This is a genomic window from Streptomyces flavofungini (assembly GCF_014650815.1).
GTDB lineage: Bacteria > Actinomycetota > Actinomycetes > Streptomycetales > Streptomycetaceae > Streptomyces > Streptomyces flavofungini.
This window is the reverse complement of the sequence record NZ_BMVR01000007.1, coordinates 188,593-201,894: the sequence shown is the minus strand read 5'-3', so window position 1 is coordinate 201,894 and position 13,302 is coordinate 188,593. Positions and strand designations below refer to the sequence as shown.

At 72.7% G+C, this 13,302-nt stretch carries 13 protein-coding genes; 6 read left to right on the top strand and 7 right to left on the bottom strand.

Features of this window, described 5'->3' with window-relative positions:
- The first annotated feature begins 102 nt into the window (after window positions 1–102).
- Complete coding sequence (locus IE274_RS20110) at window positions 103–1,098, top strand: MsnO8 family LLM class oxidoreductase (RefSeq protein WP_190117212.1); 996 nt, start codon at window positions 103–105, stop codon at window positions 1,096–1,098.
- A gap of 37 nt (window positions 1,099–1,135) precedes the next feature.
- The gene (locus IE274_RS20105; protein ID WP_190117211.1) at window positions 1,136–1,930 is read left to right on the top strand and encodes an alpha/beta fold hydrolase; all 795 of its coding nucleotides are present in this window, start codon (window positions 1,136–1,138) and stop codon (window positions 1,928–1,930) included.
- 160 nt (window positions 1,931–2,090) lie between these two features.
- Here the strand turns inward: IE274_RS20105 and IE274_RS20100 are convergent, their stop codons facing one another.
- The 4 genes from IE274_RS20100 to IE274_RS20085 form a co-directional block, all read right to left on the bottom strand.
- Complete coding sequence (locus IE274_RS20100; RefSeq protein WP_190117210.1) at window positions 2,091–2,984, bottom strand: dioxygenase family protein; 894 nt, start codon at window positions 2,982–2,984, stop codon at window positions 2,091–2,093.
- Between the two features lie 40 nt (window positions 2,985–3,024).
- Window positions 3,025–3,996 (bottom strand): helix-turn-helix transcriptional regulator, encoded by a 972-nt coding sequence (locus IE274_RS20095; protein ID WP_190117209.1) that lies wholly within the window; start codon window positions 3,994–3,996, stop codon window positions 3,025–3,027.
- Window positions 3,997–4,411: 415 nt separating this feature from the next.
- Window positions 4,412–4,864, bottom strand: coding sequence for an NUDIX domain-containing protein (locus IE274_RS20090; RefSeq protein WP_190117208.1), 453 nt, complete (start codon window positions 4,862–4,864; stop codon window positions 4,412–4,414).
- A gap of 685 nt (window positions 4,865–5,549) precedes the next feature.
- Window positions 5,550–6,233, bottom strand: coding sequence for a helix-turn-helix domain-containing protein (locus IE274_RS20085; protein ID WP_190117207.1), 684 nt, complete (start codon window positions 6,231–6,233; stop codon window positions 5,550–5,552).
- 450 nt (window positions 6,234–6,683) lie between these two features.
- Between IE274_RS20085 and IE274_RS20080 the strand changes: the two genes are divergently transcribed.
- Window positions 6,684–7,316: a hypothetical protein gene (locus tag IE274_RS20080; RefSeq protein WP_190117206.1), complete on the top strand. Its 633-nt coding sequence runs from the start codon at window positions 6,684–6,686 to the stop codon at window positions 7,314–7,316.
- A complete protein-coding gene (locus IE274_RS20075; protein WP_190117205.1) occupies window positions 7,316–8,536 on the top strand; it encodes an MAB_1171c family putative transporter in 1,221 nt (406 codons plus the stop codon). The genes IE274_RS20080 and IE274_RS20075 overlap by 1 nt, the downstream gene beginning before the upstream one ends.
- A 64-nt stretch (window positions 8,537–8,600) precedes the next feature.
- On the opposite strand, the gene IE274_RS20070 is transcribed toward IE274_RS20075, so the two are convergent.
- Window positions 8,601–9,161, bottom strand: coding sequence for a TetR/AcrR family transcriptional regulator (locus tag IE274_RS20070; RefSeq protein WP_190117462.1), 561 nt, complete (start codon window positions 9,159–9,161; stop codon window positions 8,601–8,603).
- Between the two features lie 267 nt (window positions 9,162–9,428).
- Between IE274_RS20070 and IE274_RS20065 the strand changes: the two genes are divergently transcribed.
- Window positions 9,429–10,316 (top strand): NAD(P)-dependent oxidoreductase, encoded by an 888-nt coding sequence (locus tag IE274_RS20065; RefSeq protein WP_190117204.1) that lies wholly within the window; start codon window positions 9,429–9,431, stop codon window positions 10,314–10,316.
- Window positions 10,317–10,390: 74 nt separating this feature from the next.
- Here the strand turns inward: IE274_RS20065 and IE274_RS20060 are convergent, their stop codons facing one another.
- Window positions 10,391–11,878, bottom strand: a complete 1,488-nt coding sequence (locus IE274_RS20060; RefSeq protein WP_190117203.1) for an MFS transporter — start codon at window positions 11,876–11,878, stop codon at window positions 10,391–10,393.
- 114 nt (window positions 11,879–11,992) lie between these two features.
- Here IE274_RS20060 and IE274_RS20055 point away from each other — a divergent pair, with 114 nt between their 5' ends.
- Entirely contained in the window at window positions 11,993–12,424 is a 432-nt protein-coding gene (locus IE274_RS20055; RefSeq protein ID WP_229909674.1) for a MarR family winged helix-turn-helix transcriptional regulator, read from the top strand.
- Window positions 12,425–12,488: 64 nt separating this feature from the next.
- Here the strand turns inward: IE274_RS20055 and IE274_RS20050 are convergent, their stop codons facing one another.
- On the bottom strand, window positions 12,489–13,265 hold the full coding sequence (locus tag IE274_RS20050) for an IclR family transcriptional regulator (protein ID WP_190117202.1): 777 nt from the start codon (window positions 13,263–13,265) through the stop codon (window positions 12,489–12,491).
- Window positions 13,266–13,302: the final 37 nt, after the last annotated feature.

Genomic DNA, 13,302 nt, shown 5'->3' with positions numbered 1-13,302 from the left:
TTTCCGTGCGGCCGGTGTCACCCGAGGGCGTGCGCGGCCACCGCCCCGGCACCCGCGGGCGACCGTCGTGGGGCCTGCGAACGCCCGGCATATCCTGGCCGGATGATCAATCTTCCGCTCTCCGCCCTAGAGGTGTCCATCGTCGAAGCCGGCACCACCCCTGCCGACGCGCTGGCCAACTGTCAGCGCACGGCGCAGGAGTTGAGCCGCCTCGGGTACGACCGGCTGTGGTTCGCCGAGCACCACCAGTCGCCCGCCATCGGCGCGTTCCCCCCGGTGCTCCTCGCCGCCCACATCGCCGCCACCACGCCCGGCCTCCGGCTCGGCTCCGGCGGCGTCCTCGCCCCGAACCACGCCCCGATCACCATCGCCGAGCAGTTCGCCACCCTGGCCACGCTGCACCCCGACCGCATCGACCTGGGCATCGGCCGCGGCCCCGGCACCTTCCACGAGCCCACGGCCCGCGCCCTGCGCCGCGGCGCCGACCCCACGACCGACGACGAGTACCGCCGCGACGTCACCGCGACCCTGGACCACCTGCTCGACGTCGGCATCGGTGAACTCCCCGAGCCCTGGCTGCTCGCGTCCAGCGACGCGGGCGCCGAACTCGCCGCCGCCCTCGGCCTGCCGATCGCGTTCGCGCACCACATCCGGCCCGACAACACCCTCGCGGCCCTCAAGCGCTACCGGGACGCCTTCCGGCCCTCGCGCTGGAGCGCCGCCCCGCGCGTCCTGGTGTGCGTCGAGACGGTGTGCGCGGACACCGAGGAGCGGGCCGCGGAGCTGGCCAGGCCGATGGACATCATCAAGGCCGGCCTGCTCAAGGGCCAGGGCGAGCAGCCGTTCCCCACGCTCGCCGCCGCGGCCGCCCACCAGTTCACCGCGCAGGAGGAGCAGGCGCTCGGGGCGTTCGTCGGCGAGCAGGCCCGGGGCACGCGCGACACGGTCGAGGCCGCCCTCACGCGCATCGCCGAGTCCACCGGAGCCGACGAACTGATGATCGTCACCCCGGTCCACAGCACCCCCGACCGCCTCCGCTCCTTCGCGCTCGTACGCGACATCGTGCGCCCCCGGGGATCGGGGCACTCCGCCTCGTGAACGCGTCCCGGGCCCCGGCCCGGGTACGAATGCCGTCATGGAAACGACGGTTGCCGTCGACGGCGGCGAGGTGTGGGCACGGGACGAGGGCGATCCGGCAGGTCCGGGGCTGCCGCTGGTGCTGCTGCATCCGGGCATCGGCGACTCCCGGATCTGGGACGGCGTGGTGCCCGCGCTCACGGGGCGGCGCCGCGTCATCCGCTATGACGCCCGCGGCTTCGGACGGTCCCCGACCCCCACGACGTCCTACTCCCAACGGCGCGACGCACTCGCGGTGCTCGACCGCTTCGGGATCGAACGGGCCGTCCTGGCCGCGTCGAGCATGGGCGGCGCCACCTCCCTGAGCGTGGCCCTTGCCGAGCCGGACCGGGTCGCCGGGCTCGCGCTGATCGCCCCCGGCGTGACCGGCGCGTCGGGCCTGAAGCCGCCCGAGGTCATGGTGGAGATCGAGCAGCTCGCCAAGGCCGGTGACATGGACGGCCTGGTGGCGATGGCGCTGCGCCTGTGGGCCTCGGCCGATCCCGCGCCCGACGGGGCACCGGCGCGGCAGTTGCGGGGCGCGATCCCGGCGTGGTTCACGACGTACGCACACGACGTCGCGGACCCGCCCGCCTACGACCGTCTCGGGGAGGTCGCGGCGCCGTGCGTCCTGGCCCTGTGCGAGCGGGACCAGCCCGCGGTGATCGCGGTCAACGAGGAGATGGCCGCGCGCATCCCGGACTGCCGACTCGTCCGGCTCGCCGACTGCGACCACTTCCCCACCCTGCGGGAGCCCGGGACGGTGGCGCGGCTGATCGGCGAGCTGTGCGCGCAGGTGGACCCGCCGGGGTGAGCCCACGGACGCGGCGGCCCGGGTGGATGTGCCCGGGCCGCCGCGTCTCGCTCGCAGGTGCCGGCTCCCGTACGCCTCAGCGCTCGGGCGCCGGCCCACTCCGACGGGCGTCAACGCGGGCGCGGCGCATCAAGCGTCACACCAGACGTCACGCCAGGCGTCACACCGCCCGCCACAGCGACGGCGCCGACGGCGGCTCCCAGCCCCGCTGGGCCGTGTGGCCCTGGAGGCAGACGTAGGCACGGCCGTCGTGGGTGACGCGGTCGCCGACGCTGTAGCCGGTGCCGATGGCCCAGGTTCCGCCCGGGGGCTGGGTCGGAGGGTCGGTGGGCGAGGGTGTCTGGGGCACCCGCAGGACGAAGTCGAAGTCGGCGTCCTTGGTGTTGCCGACGTCCCGCACGTTCATGAGGAGGCGGGCGTCGAAGATCGGGTCCGTGTTGTTGCGCGGCTCGTTCGGGAAGTAGAGCTGGGTGGTGAGGACCGGGCGTCCTGGCGCCTGCAGCTTGACGTGCAGGTGGCGGGTGCGGCCGGGGTAGAGGCCGGGGAAGATCGTGGTGAGGGTGAACGCGCCGCGGGCGTCGGTGAACTGGTGCCCGCGCATCCGGAAGCCCACGTTGTCGTAGGCGCCGCGGGCGTCGGCCTGCCAGAAGTCGAGGAGCACCTGCGAGATCGGCAGGCAGGCCAGGCCGAACACATAGCCGGTGACGGTCAGCCGGGTGCCCTGTGTGCCGGGCTCTATGAGCGAGGTGCGCCGGGGCGAGTTGGGTTTGAAGTACGGGCCCTCCGTCTGGGGCGGGGTCGGGTCGTCGCCGTCGTCGCAGGACGGGGTGACCTCGGGGGCCTTGCCGGTGCCCGCCCTGGTGCGGGCGAGGGCCGGTACACCCATCATCGCCACCGGCGCCGCGACACCCGCGGCGAGGGCGGCGCGGAGCACGGTCTTGCGGCTCGGGCCCCTGCGCGCGGCGGGCGCGGCCGGGTCCGCGGACTCGCCGGTCGGCGGCCCGGAGGGCTGTTCGCTGATGTCGTGCCCGTTGGTGGGCGTGTCGCCGTCCATCGCTCCTCCTGGGGTGGGGGGGTGGGGATCGGCTAAGAAGCTATGCGGCGGGCCCGGGCGGGGCGATGGACGCAATGCGGTGGTCGTGGTGAATATCGCCACCGCCGCGACGGAAGTCGCCGGGAGTGGCGCCGGTCTCGCGGCGGAAGAAGCGGCAGAAGTACGCGGGGTCGGCGAAGCCCACCCTGCCCGCGACCTGACGTACCGTCAGTTCCGTGCAGGCGAGCAGGCGTTTCGCCTCGTGCACCCGGGCCTGGCGGAGCAGCTCCCCCGGGGTGCGGCCCATGGCGGCCTTCACCGCCTCGTTGAGGTGGCTCACCGAGACACCGAGGTGTCCGGCACAGTCCCGCACGGACCAGGGCAGGGCGCGGGGCGTGCTCACCAGGGCGACGAACCGGGCCGCCGCCGGGGCGGGGCGGGCGGCCTCGGGGGCCGGGGCGCCGTACGGGTGGATCCGGTCGGGGGCGGGGAGGCGTCCGGCGCGCACCACGAGGATGTGCAGCAGGGCGCGCAGGACGCCGCCGAAGCCCTCGGCACCGGTGCGGTACTCGTGGTCCATCTCGGCGACGAGGCGCGCGGCCCAGTCCGCGTCCCGCTCGGGCAGTTCGAGCCAGGGGCGGCGGCCGAGCCGGCGCAGCAGGGCGCGGTCGGCGGGGTGCTCGATGAGGAAGTCGTCGGTGAACACGACGACGCAGCCCTCCAGGCCCCGGACACCGTCCCAGTAGTGCACCTGCCCGGGGGCGATGAAGCACAGGTGCGGCGGGCGGAGGGTGAAGCGCGTCAGGTCGACGACGTGGCTGCCGGTGCCGCCGGTGACGAGGACGATCTCGTGGAAGGTGTGCCGGTGCGGGAAGGAGGCCCGGGACATCGGGCCGATGGTGTCGAAGGTGCCGATGGCGAAGGGCAGCGCGTTGGGCATCGGCACCTCGAGGCGGTGGATCGGCAGGCCTCCCGTACCGGGGTGGCTGCCGTTTCCCTGGCTCGTACCGGGCAAGACCGTCGACCCGCGCATGCGTACTCCCCTCGTCGGCACCGCCCGCGCACACCGCCCGCCGTGGCGGCCCGCGACCCGTGGCGACTTGTCAGGTCCATACCATTCGATGGGTCCACGATGGCACGGACCGGGGTGCGCACCCACCGGTTCTCAGGCCAAGTTGGGCGCCCGGCGCACATGCGCGCCGGGCCCGGCAGGCAGGGCGGCTCGTCCCGTCGACGGGAAACGTCAAGATCAGGACCGAGGGCGTCGACGGCGTCGGAGGCACAGCGGCGGAGCCGCCGCCCGGGCGGGGCGGCGGCTCCTGGTCCTGCGCGAGGGTGAGGCATCGGGACAGGGACCGGTCGGCTCGGATCTCTCCCGCGCTTCTCGTTCGTTCGCCTGCCGTCCTCTCCCCCGCTCCCCGCTCACCTGGCGTGAGCGGTCAAGCCGATCACACCTCCACTTCGATGCACACCAGCCGCTTGTCCTTGCGGGCGGTGAGCGCTGCTTCCCACATGGGCTTGACGAACGGCGGGATCAGCGACGCGTCGATCCGTTCCGGGGACGCGAAGCGGTACTGCCCCGCGCCGTCCTCCCGCAGCGTGATCGCCCGCCGTTGCTCGGCGGTGACCTCTCCGGCGTCGAAGATGTAGTACACGCGAGGCATCCAGCCGTCGGAGTCGACCCAGGCGACCACGAGCAGGTCCCCCATCTCGACGTCCAGACCGAGCTCCGCACGGACTTCCCGGGCGCAGGCGGCGCTCGGGCTCTCCCCCGGTTCGACATGGCCGCCGGGAAGGTTCCAGTAGGCCGTGTACATCGGGTTCACCATCAGTACATCGCCATGCTCATCGGCGATGATGGCCCCTGCCGAAGCGGCTAGGGACGTAGCAGTAGCATCCATGGCATCTTCCTGAATTAGCCCCGTCATGGCGTGAGCACGGCTCATCAGGATCAGGTGGCTCGGCGAGCAGGGGCCCCACCCCCGCCCAGTGGGAGCGAGGACGGGCATCGCTCGCTCCCGGCAGCGGCGGGATCCCCCGGGCAGGGGCTCCCCTCGTCCCGTTCGGGACCGTGACCGCTGTCTTTCCTCGGGCCGCACCACCAAGGAGCGCCGGGTGCCGAAGGGTGTCGTCACCAGCTCATCGCTCCTCCCCGCCCCACCGTGACCCCGGTACGGGTCACGACAGTCCTGGCATCACCTGACGAAACGCTCGTTCCATTCGCAGGGGCCGACCAATCCCCGGAGAACGCCGACGCAGTTGGGCGGGCACCCAGCGGTACGGCGACGCGGCACGAAGGCCTGTCGGGGCATGAGCAGGACCGATGACTCTCTGCCGGGCGTCCCCCGCCCCCACGCGGGATACCCGAAATCAGGTCATGCGGACGAATGGAACATCCGGGCAGGCTTCCTTCCCCGTCAGAGCCGGCCTGCCCCCGGCCCTGGCGTGAGACAGATCCTGATGCACTATCACAGGCGGTGTCAACGATTGAGAACGATGCATGTCATGGGCGTGCGCCCGGAATGAACCCGCGGACGTGCCGCCTCGGCAATTTCGGTGCACCACAACGCGCGTAGCACCCGCGCGTCACGGACGCCCGCCGCCGCCCTCCGGGCCACCGCCCGCTTTACGCCCCTGAATCACCTTGACCAGCTCGTCGAGGGCCGGGAGCAGGTCCCGCAGCGTGTCGATCTGGGCGCCGTCCGCCGTGCTGCGCAGGGCCACCGAGCGCGCGCCCAACTCCTGCAGGACCGCGCGCGTGGCGAGCTTCGGCAGGTCCTCGTGCACCATCCGGCGCAGGTACGCGATCAGCGCGGCGCCCTCGGTGCGGGAGCAGAAGCCCTCCGGCGCCCGGAAGAAGAGTTCGAGGCGGGCCGCGTGGTCGTGGTTCGCGCCGCGTTCGCCGTTCAGCAGGTTCGACACGTGCTGCGCCGAGATACCCGTGGCCCGCGAGATCTCCCGCAGCCCGTACGGCTCCTTGCCCGCGGGGGTCTCCTTGAGGCGGGTCCGCTGCAGGAAGCGGAGGCGCTGCTGGAACAGCGCCTTGCGGAAGCCCTCCCGCGCGTTCTTCTCCCGCGGTTCCTCCTCGGGGAGTTCACCGGCGAGCAGGGCCCGCACCCGCTCCGGCTCGATGCCGGTCGCACGGGAGATGAGCACGACATCCAGCAGGCGGCCGCGCGAGGTGCCAAGACGCAGGGCGTAGGCGTCCACGTCGGCGAGGAGACGGGCGATCTCGTGTCCGGGCGCCGGTTGGTGGTCGGCTGCGTTCACCTGAAGGTCTCCATGGGCCACGAAACTCGTTGGGGCGCCCTGAGAGTATCCGCCTCAACCGTCCCCGGCCAGCGCTGTCTTCAATTGTTGACACGGAATCAGACCGTACAGTGTTCGACTTTCGGTCAGATCCACCGCCCGACCAGCACTGCGGACCAAGTTCCGGACCGTTGCTGTCCGTTGACTGACACGGGGTGCCGACGAACCGTTCCGCCACCAGCCTGATACTGTCCCTGCGCAGGTCAGCGGGCACACGCCCGTCACGTAGCGAGCGGGGAGCGTGAACGGCCTATGAGAGGCGCCAGCACACGGGCACAGGTCCTGTGTCTCGCGGAACCGGAACGAAGAACGGAACCGGCACGACGGGCCCGACCAGCCCGAAGAGCCGTGCCACCAGCGGGCGTCGGGCGCGCCCGGGCCGCCACCGGGCCGAGCCGGGAGAGCTGACCCGTGCCGACCGTCGGCGCCCCCGTCGTGTGGCACCACACCGGCCGGGCGCGCGTCGCCGACGCCTCGACCCGCATCCGCTCCGCCGTACGCAAGCGCCGCGCCTGGGCGCGGGCGCGCCGGCGGGCCATCCGCATCATCCACGACGAACTCGGCCTGCGGCCCGGCCAGGGGCTGCAGGAGCTGCTCCACACCGTCGCGCACGAGCGCGGCCGGACCATCACCGTCCAGAAGCTCCCCCTGCCCTCGCACGTCAGCGGGTTCTGCGTCCAGGGGGAAGCCGAGGACACCATCGTCATCACGTCCAACACCAGTGAACGCCAAGGGCTGCACGTCCTGTTGCACGAGCTGTACCACTTGCTCAGCGGCAGCCCCGCGGACGTCGATCCGTACGCCATCACCGTCTGCGACCTCCTCGACCCGCGCCTCGTCGCCGACCAGTTGCCCTCCCTGCCCGCCGATGTGGTGCGGGAGGTGCTGACCCGGCCCGTGCGACTGCGCACCGGCTACGAGGAGGACGAGGAGTGGTCGGCGGAGGTGTTCGCCACCGTCGGCATGCTGATGCTGTCCCTCGATGACGACATCGGCCGTACCGGGCCGCTCGCCTCTTTCACCAACCGGCACGCCGGCATCTGATGTGGCACGCGATCCTCACCTCGGTCAGCCTGACCGCCGCCGCCATCGCCCTGTACCTGGCCACCGGCAAGGCGCTCGCCGCCCGGCGTGAACCGGCGGTCCCGCTCAAGGTCGCCGCGTCGTCGCTGTTCCTCGCGGGCGTCATCTTCCTGCTGGCCACGCCCGCCGTGTACCGCGCCGTCGACACCGCGTCCGGCGCGCCCCATCTGTCCGCCCTGCTCGCGAACACCGTGGGGCTGCTGTGCGTCGGGCACGCCCATCTGATGTCGGTGCTGTGGCATCCCGAGCACCGGACCGGCGGCGCGCTGCGCCGCACGGTCCGCGTCTGGGCCCCGTTCTACGCGGCCACGATCGTCGCCATGACGGTCCTCTACGCCCGGGCCGACCTCAGCGGTGAGGCACGGCCCCTGCTGCTCGCCCCCGACTATGTGCACGCCCCGGACGTCGTGGCGTTCCACCTCGTGTACTTCGCCATGCTGGCCGCGATCGTCACGACGACCGTGCGGCGGTGCCGTGCCCTGCTGGCACCGCAAGGGCCCCGGCTCACTCCCGAACTGAGGCGCTGCGTCGTCGAGTTCGCGCTGGCCGTCGCCCTCGACATGGCGTATGTCGTCTGTGTCCTGGCGGCGATGATCGGAGCGGCGGGCGGCCAGCGGCTCGACAGCGTCGCCGAGGCCGCGTGGCTGACCACCGCCGTCAGCGGTCTCGTCGCCAACTACAGCCTGGTGCGGCTGTCGTTCCTCGCGCGCAGGCAGGAGCGGCGCGACTACCAGGCGCTGCGCCCGCTGTGGCAGACCGTCGTGCGCGCCGACCCCCAACTCGTCCTCGCGCCCGGCCTCCTCTGGGGCGGCTGGGACACCCGGATCGCCCTGTCCCGCAGGCTCGTCGAGATCCGGGACGGCGCCCGCAGCCTGAGCCCCTGGATGAACAGCGCCCCCGCCCGCGCCGTGGACCAGCTGGCCCGGCGCGGGTTCGTCGGCTTCGACGTCGTGGCGGCGCAGGCGGCGGCGACGCTGCTGTACGCCGCCGACGCGCGCGGCCGCGGCCTGCCTCCCGCCGACACCGACATGCTGCTCGGGGCGCTGCCCGGGGAGGACGTGCCGGCCGCCGCGGAACGCGACCATCTGGTGCTTGTCGCGCGCCATCTCGGCCATCCGGTGGTGATCGAGGCGCTGGTGCGCGCCCGGCGGATGACGGCGGTTTCGGAGGTGCGGGGGTAGGGCGGGGGCCGGGTACGCGGCCGGGCCGTCCGGGGGCTGGGGCCGGAGTTCACGGCGGGTCGGCTCAGTGCCGGACGACCGCCCCGTCCAGGAGCGGCCCGAGTTCCCGTGCCACCGTCGTCAGCGCGCGTACGTCCCGCTCGGCGCGGGCGATCAGGAGCGCGCCCTCGACCGCGCTGATCATGACGGTGGCGAGCGCTTCGGCGCGGGCGGCCGGTACTCCCATGTCGGTGAGCGCCCCGGCCAGCGGGCCGGTCCAGGTGGCGAACGCCGCCGCCGCTGCCGTCCGCGTGGACTCGCTCGTGTCGGCGCGGTCCACGACGGCCGCGGCGACCGGGCAGCCGGACGTCTCGCCCGCCCTCGCCAGCTCGTCCGTCCACTGGCGCACCATCGCGGCGAACAGACCGCTCGGCGTCGGCTCGGGCAGCCCCGCCACGAACCGGGCGACGCGCCCCGCCGCGTACTGCCCCGCCCACTCCACGGCCTCGTTGACCAACTGCTCCTTGCCGCCGGGGAAGTAGTGCTGGAGCGAGCCGCGCGGCGCCCGCGCGTGCTCGACCACGTCCCGCATGCCGGTGGCGCCGACGCCCCCTCGGCGCAGCAACTGGGCCGCGCTGAACACCATGCGCGCACGCGGCCCCCGCCCGGACGCCTCACCCGCTGTCACGTCGTCGCCTCCACCTCACTCGTCGCGTCGCACGCGAAGCCGTCGCCTCGTACGGGAAGCCATCCCGTCGTGCGCGGGACCGGCGCCGCGTACGCGATGACCGGCACGCCGCACGAACTCTGCTGTGCCGCACCGTACTTCCCCCGCTACTATGACAGCCGTCATAGACGGCCGGGCCGATGACCTCGGCCGTACGGCCTCGACAGTCGGGGACGGGAGTTCGGGATGGACGTGGGGTTCATCGGCCTGGGCGTGATGGGGCAGCCCATGGCGCTGCGGCTGGCGCGATCCGGGGCGGAGTTGATCGTCTGGAACCGCACCGCCGCCCGGTGCGCGCCCCTGCGCGACGCCGGGGCGCGGGTGGCGGCGGACGTGGACGAGGTGTTCGAGAAGGCTCCCGTCGTCATCCTCATGCTGGCCAACAGCGCCGCCATCGACGCGGCGCTCGGCCGGGACACCCCGGCGTTCGGCGCCCGGGTCGCCGGGCACACGGTCGTGCACATGGGGACGACGTCGCCCGAGTACTCGCGCGGTCTCGGCGCCGCGGTGCGGGCAGCGGGCGGGCGGTACGTCGAAGCGCCCGTGTCGGGGTCGCGCGCGCCCGCCGAGGCGGGGCAGCTGGTGGGGATGCTGGCGGGCGCGGAGCGGGACGTGGCCGAGGTGCGGCCGTTCGTCGGGCCCATGTGCCGGGAGACGTTCCGGTGCGGTCAGGTGCCGGGCGCGCTGCTGATGAAACTGGCGGTGAACCTGTTCCTGATCACGACGGTCACGGGCTTCGCGGAGTCGTTCCACTTCGCGGAGCGGCAGGGCCTGGACACGAAGCTGTTCCTGGACGTCCTCGACGCCGGGCCGATGGCGAGCGGAGTCTCCCGGATGAAGGCGCCCAAGCTGCTCTCCGGGGACTTCGGCGTGCAGGCCGCGGCGCTGGACGTACTCCTCAACAACCGGCTGGTCGCGGACGCGGCCCGGGCCTCCGGGGTCGCCTCGCCGTTGCTCGACGTCTGCCACGCGCTGTTCGCCGACACGGTGGCGCTGGGGCACGGCGACCAGGACATGGTGGCGGTGCTGCGGGCGATCGAGGCCCGCACGGACGCGCTCGGCGCGACCGGGTAGCGGGGGCAGCGGACGGCATGAGGCCCGGCCACCCACAGGCGGCCGGGCCTCATGCCGATTCCGGTCCGGCCGGTTCAGACCCCGACGCGCTCGGGGGTCTCCGACTCCGCCCGCTTCTGCAGGATCGGCGTACGCGGCGCGTGTGCCGCCTTGAGTCCGAGCAGGGAGACCGCCACAACCAGGACGAACGCCGCTCCTGCGATGGCGAAGCTCAGCGTGAACTGGCTCTCCTCGGGCAGCGCGGGCATGCCGGCCGGGAGCTTGATCGTCTTCGACGCGAGCAGCGAGGTGATCGTGGCGCTCGCGATGGCGCTGCCGACCGAGCGGGAGATCGAGTTGATGCCGTTGGCGATGCCGGTCTGGTGGGCCGGGACGCTGGCGACGATGAGCGCCGGCATGGCGGCGTACCCGAAGCTGATCGCCAGACCGACGACCATGCCCGCGCCGATCACCGAGGCGGTGGTGCCGTGCGCCAGGGTCAGCCAGGCGAAGCCGAGCACTCCGAAGGCGGCACCGATGGCCAGCGTGACGCGCGCCCCGATGCGGCGGACCAGGACGCCGCCGAACTGGGCGCCGACCAGCGAGACGAGGGTGGTCGGCAGGAGGTAGACGACGGAGGCGTCGAGCACCGAGGCGCCGAAGCCGTAACCGGCGAGTTGCTCCGGCATCTGCACCAGGTACGAGACGCCGATGAACTGGGCGAACATCGCGAAGCCGAGCAGCAGGCCCGCCAGGTTGGTGAAGAGCACGGGGCGGTGCGTGAACATCTCCATGTCCACCATCGGCTCCTTCACCTTCTTCTCGGTGAAGACCCACACGCCCGCCATCACGATCGCGGCGGCGAAGCTGCCGAGCACGCGGCCGGACGTCCAGCCCCACTCGTGGCCCTGCGAGATCGGCAGGAGCAGCAGCACGAGGAGCGCCGCCAGGGTGAGCGCGCCGAGCCAGTCGGTGCGGCCGCCCGTCTTGGAGCGCGAGGCGGGCACGACGAACAGGACGCCGACGAGCGCCACCACGGCGAGGACGACCGCGAGCCAGAAGACCCGGTGGTAGTCGGGGTCGGAGCCCTGCGTGAGCAGGCCCGCGCCGACCAGGGCGAGGCCGCTGCCGAACGCGAGCGTGCCGCTGACCAGGGCCATCGCGCCGTGCAGCTTCTCCGGCTTGATCTCCTCACGCAGCACCGACAGCGCGAGCGGGAAGATCGCGGTCGCCGCGCCCTGCATCACGCGGCCGACGATGAGCCAGGTCAGCGAGGTGGTGGTGGCGGCGAGCACCGAGCCCGCGATCATCACGAGCAGCACGCCGACGAGGGTCGGCTTCTTGCCGTGCATGTCGCCGAAGCGGCCCAGGAGGGGGGTGAACACGGCGGCGGACAGCAGTGTGGCCGTGGTCACCCAGCTGACGTTGGCGGTGGTGGCGTTCAGCTCGCTCTGGATGATCCCGAGGATCGGGACGACCAGCGTCTGCATCATCGAGACGACCATGGCGGCGAGCCCGAGCACCAGGACGACCGCGGTCTGCCCGGATGCCCGTGACGGGGCCGTGTGCTGTGCGTGAGACACGGAAACTCTTTCCCAACTACTTAAGAACCTAGAAGCTTGAGAACTTCAAGTAATGCCTTTACGGTAGACGTCAATATTTGAGATGGTCAAGTTTCTGGGCGTAAGGTGGATCACATGCCAGGACACCCCCGCATCGGCACGGGCCGGCTCATGGAGCTGCTCTCGGTGTCGCTCGGCGCCTACTACGGCGATTTCACGGCCGCGGCCGCCCGCGAGAACCTCACGGCGAGCCAGGCGAAGACCCTCACCGTGCTGCGCCGCGGCCCCGCCGCCATGCGCGTGCTCGCCGAGACGCTGGCCTGTGACGCCTCCAACATGACGGGCATCGTGGACCGCCTGGAGAAGCGCGCCCTGGTCCGCCGCGAGCCCAGCCCCGGCGACCGCCGCGTCAAGAACGTCGTCCTCACCCCCGAGGGCGAGCAGACCATCGACACCATCCGCGCCACCATGCACGCGACGACGGCCGGCCTGGCCGCGCTCGACGACGAGGAACGGGCCACGCTGTTCGCGCTCCTTGAGCGCGTCTTCACGACCAAGGAGTCCTAGGGCGCGCCCGCCCGACCGGTCGCCCCGTGCGGGACCTCGCGCGGCCGGGGCGCGCCACTCGCCCTCAGTGCCTGCCGCCCCGGTGCCCGAGGCGGGCCGAGAGGTCCCCGGCGCCCTTGGCGGCCAGGTCGGCGAGTTCCCTCTCGCGGTCCTCGGTCCAGCGGATCATGGGGACCGAGATGGACAGGGCGGCGACGACGCGGCCCGCGCTGTCGCGCACGGGGGCGGCGACACAGCTCACGTCCGGGTTGGACTCGCGGTGCTCGGTGGCGACGCCCCGCTCGCGGACGGCGGCGAGGGCGGCGTGCAGCGCGTCGGGGTCCGTGATGCTGTGGTGGGTCATCGCGACGAGTTCGCCCTCCTCCGCCATCCGCAGGGCCAGCTCGTCCGGCGGCAGCGAGGCGAGCAGCATCTTGCCGACGGCGGTGCAGTGCGCGGGCAGCCTGCGGCCCGCGGCGGAGACCATGCGGACGGCGTGGGTGGAGTCGACCTTGGCGATGTAGATGACGTCCAGGTCCTCCAGGATCGCGACGTGCACGGTCTCGTCGCAGGTCTCGGCGACCTCCCGGGCGACCTGCTGGCCCTCGGCGGCGAGGTCGAGCTGCTCCGCGTACCGGCTGCCGAGCTGGTAGGCGCGTACGCCGAGGCGATAGCGGCCCGGCTGCTCCGGCAGGGACACCAGGTAGGAGCGGGCGGCGAGCGTGGTGACCAGCTCGTGCACGGTCGTGCGCGGCAGTTGGAGCTTGCGGGTGATGTCCGGCGCCGAGAGCGTGCCGTCGCCCTCCAGGAACAGTTCGAGTACGTCCAGTGCCCTGGTCACCGCGGGAACGAGTCGCCCCATGGTTCTCACCCACCCCTTGTCGTTCGAAACTCCGGCC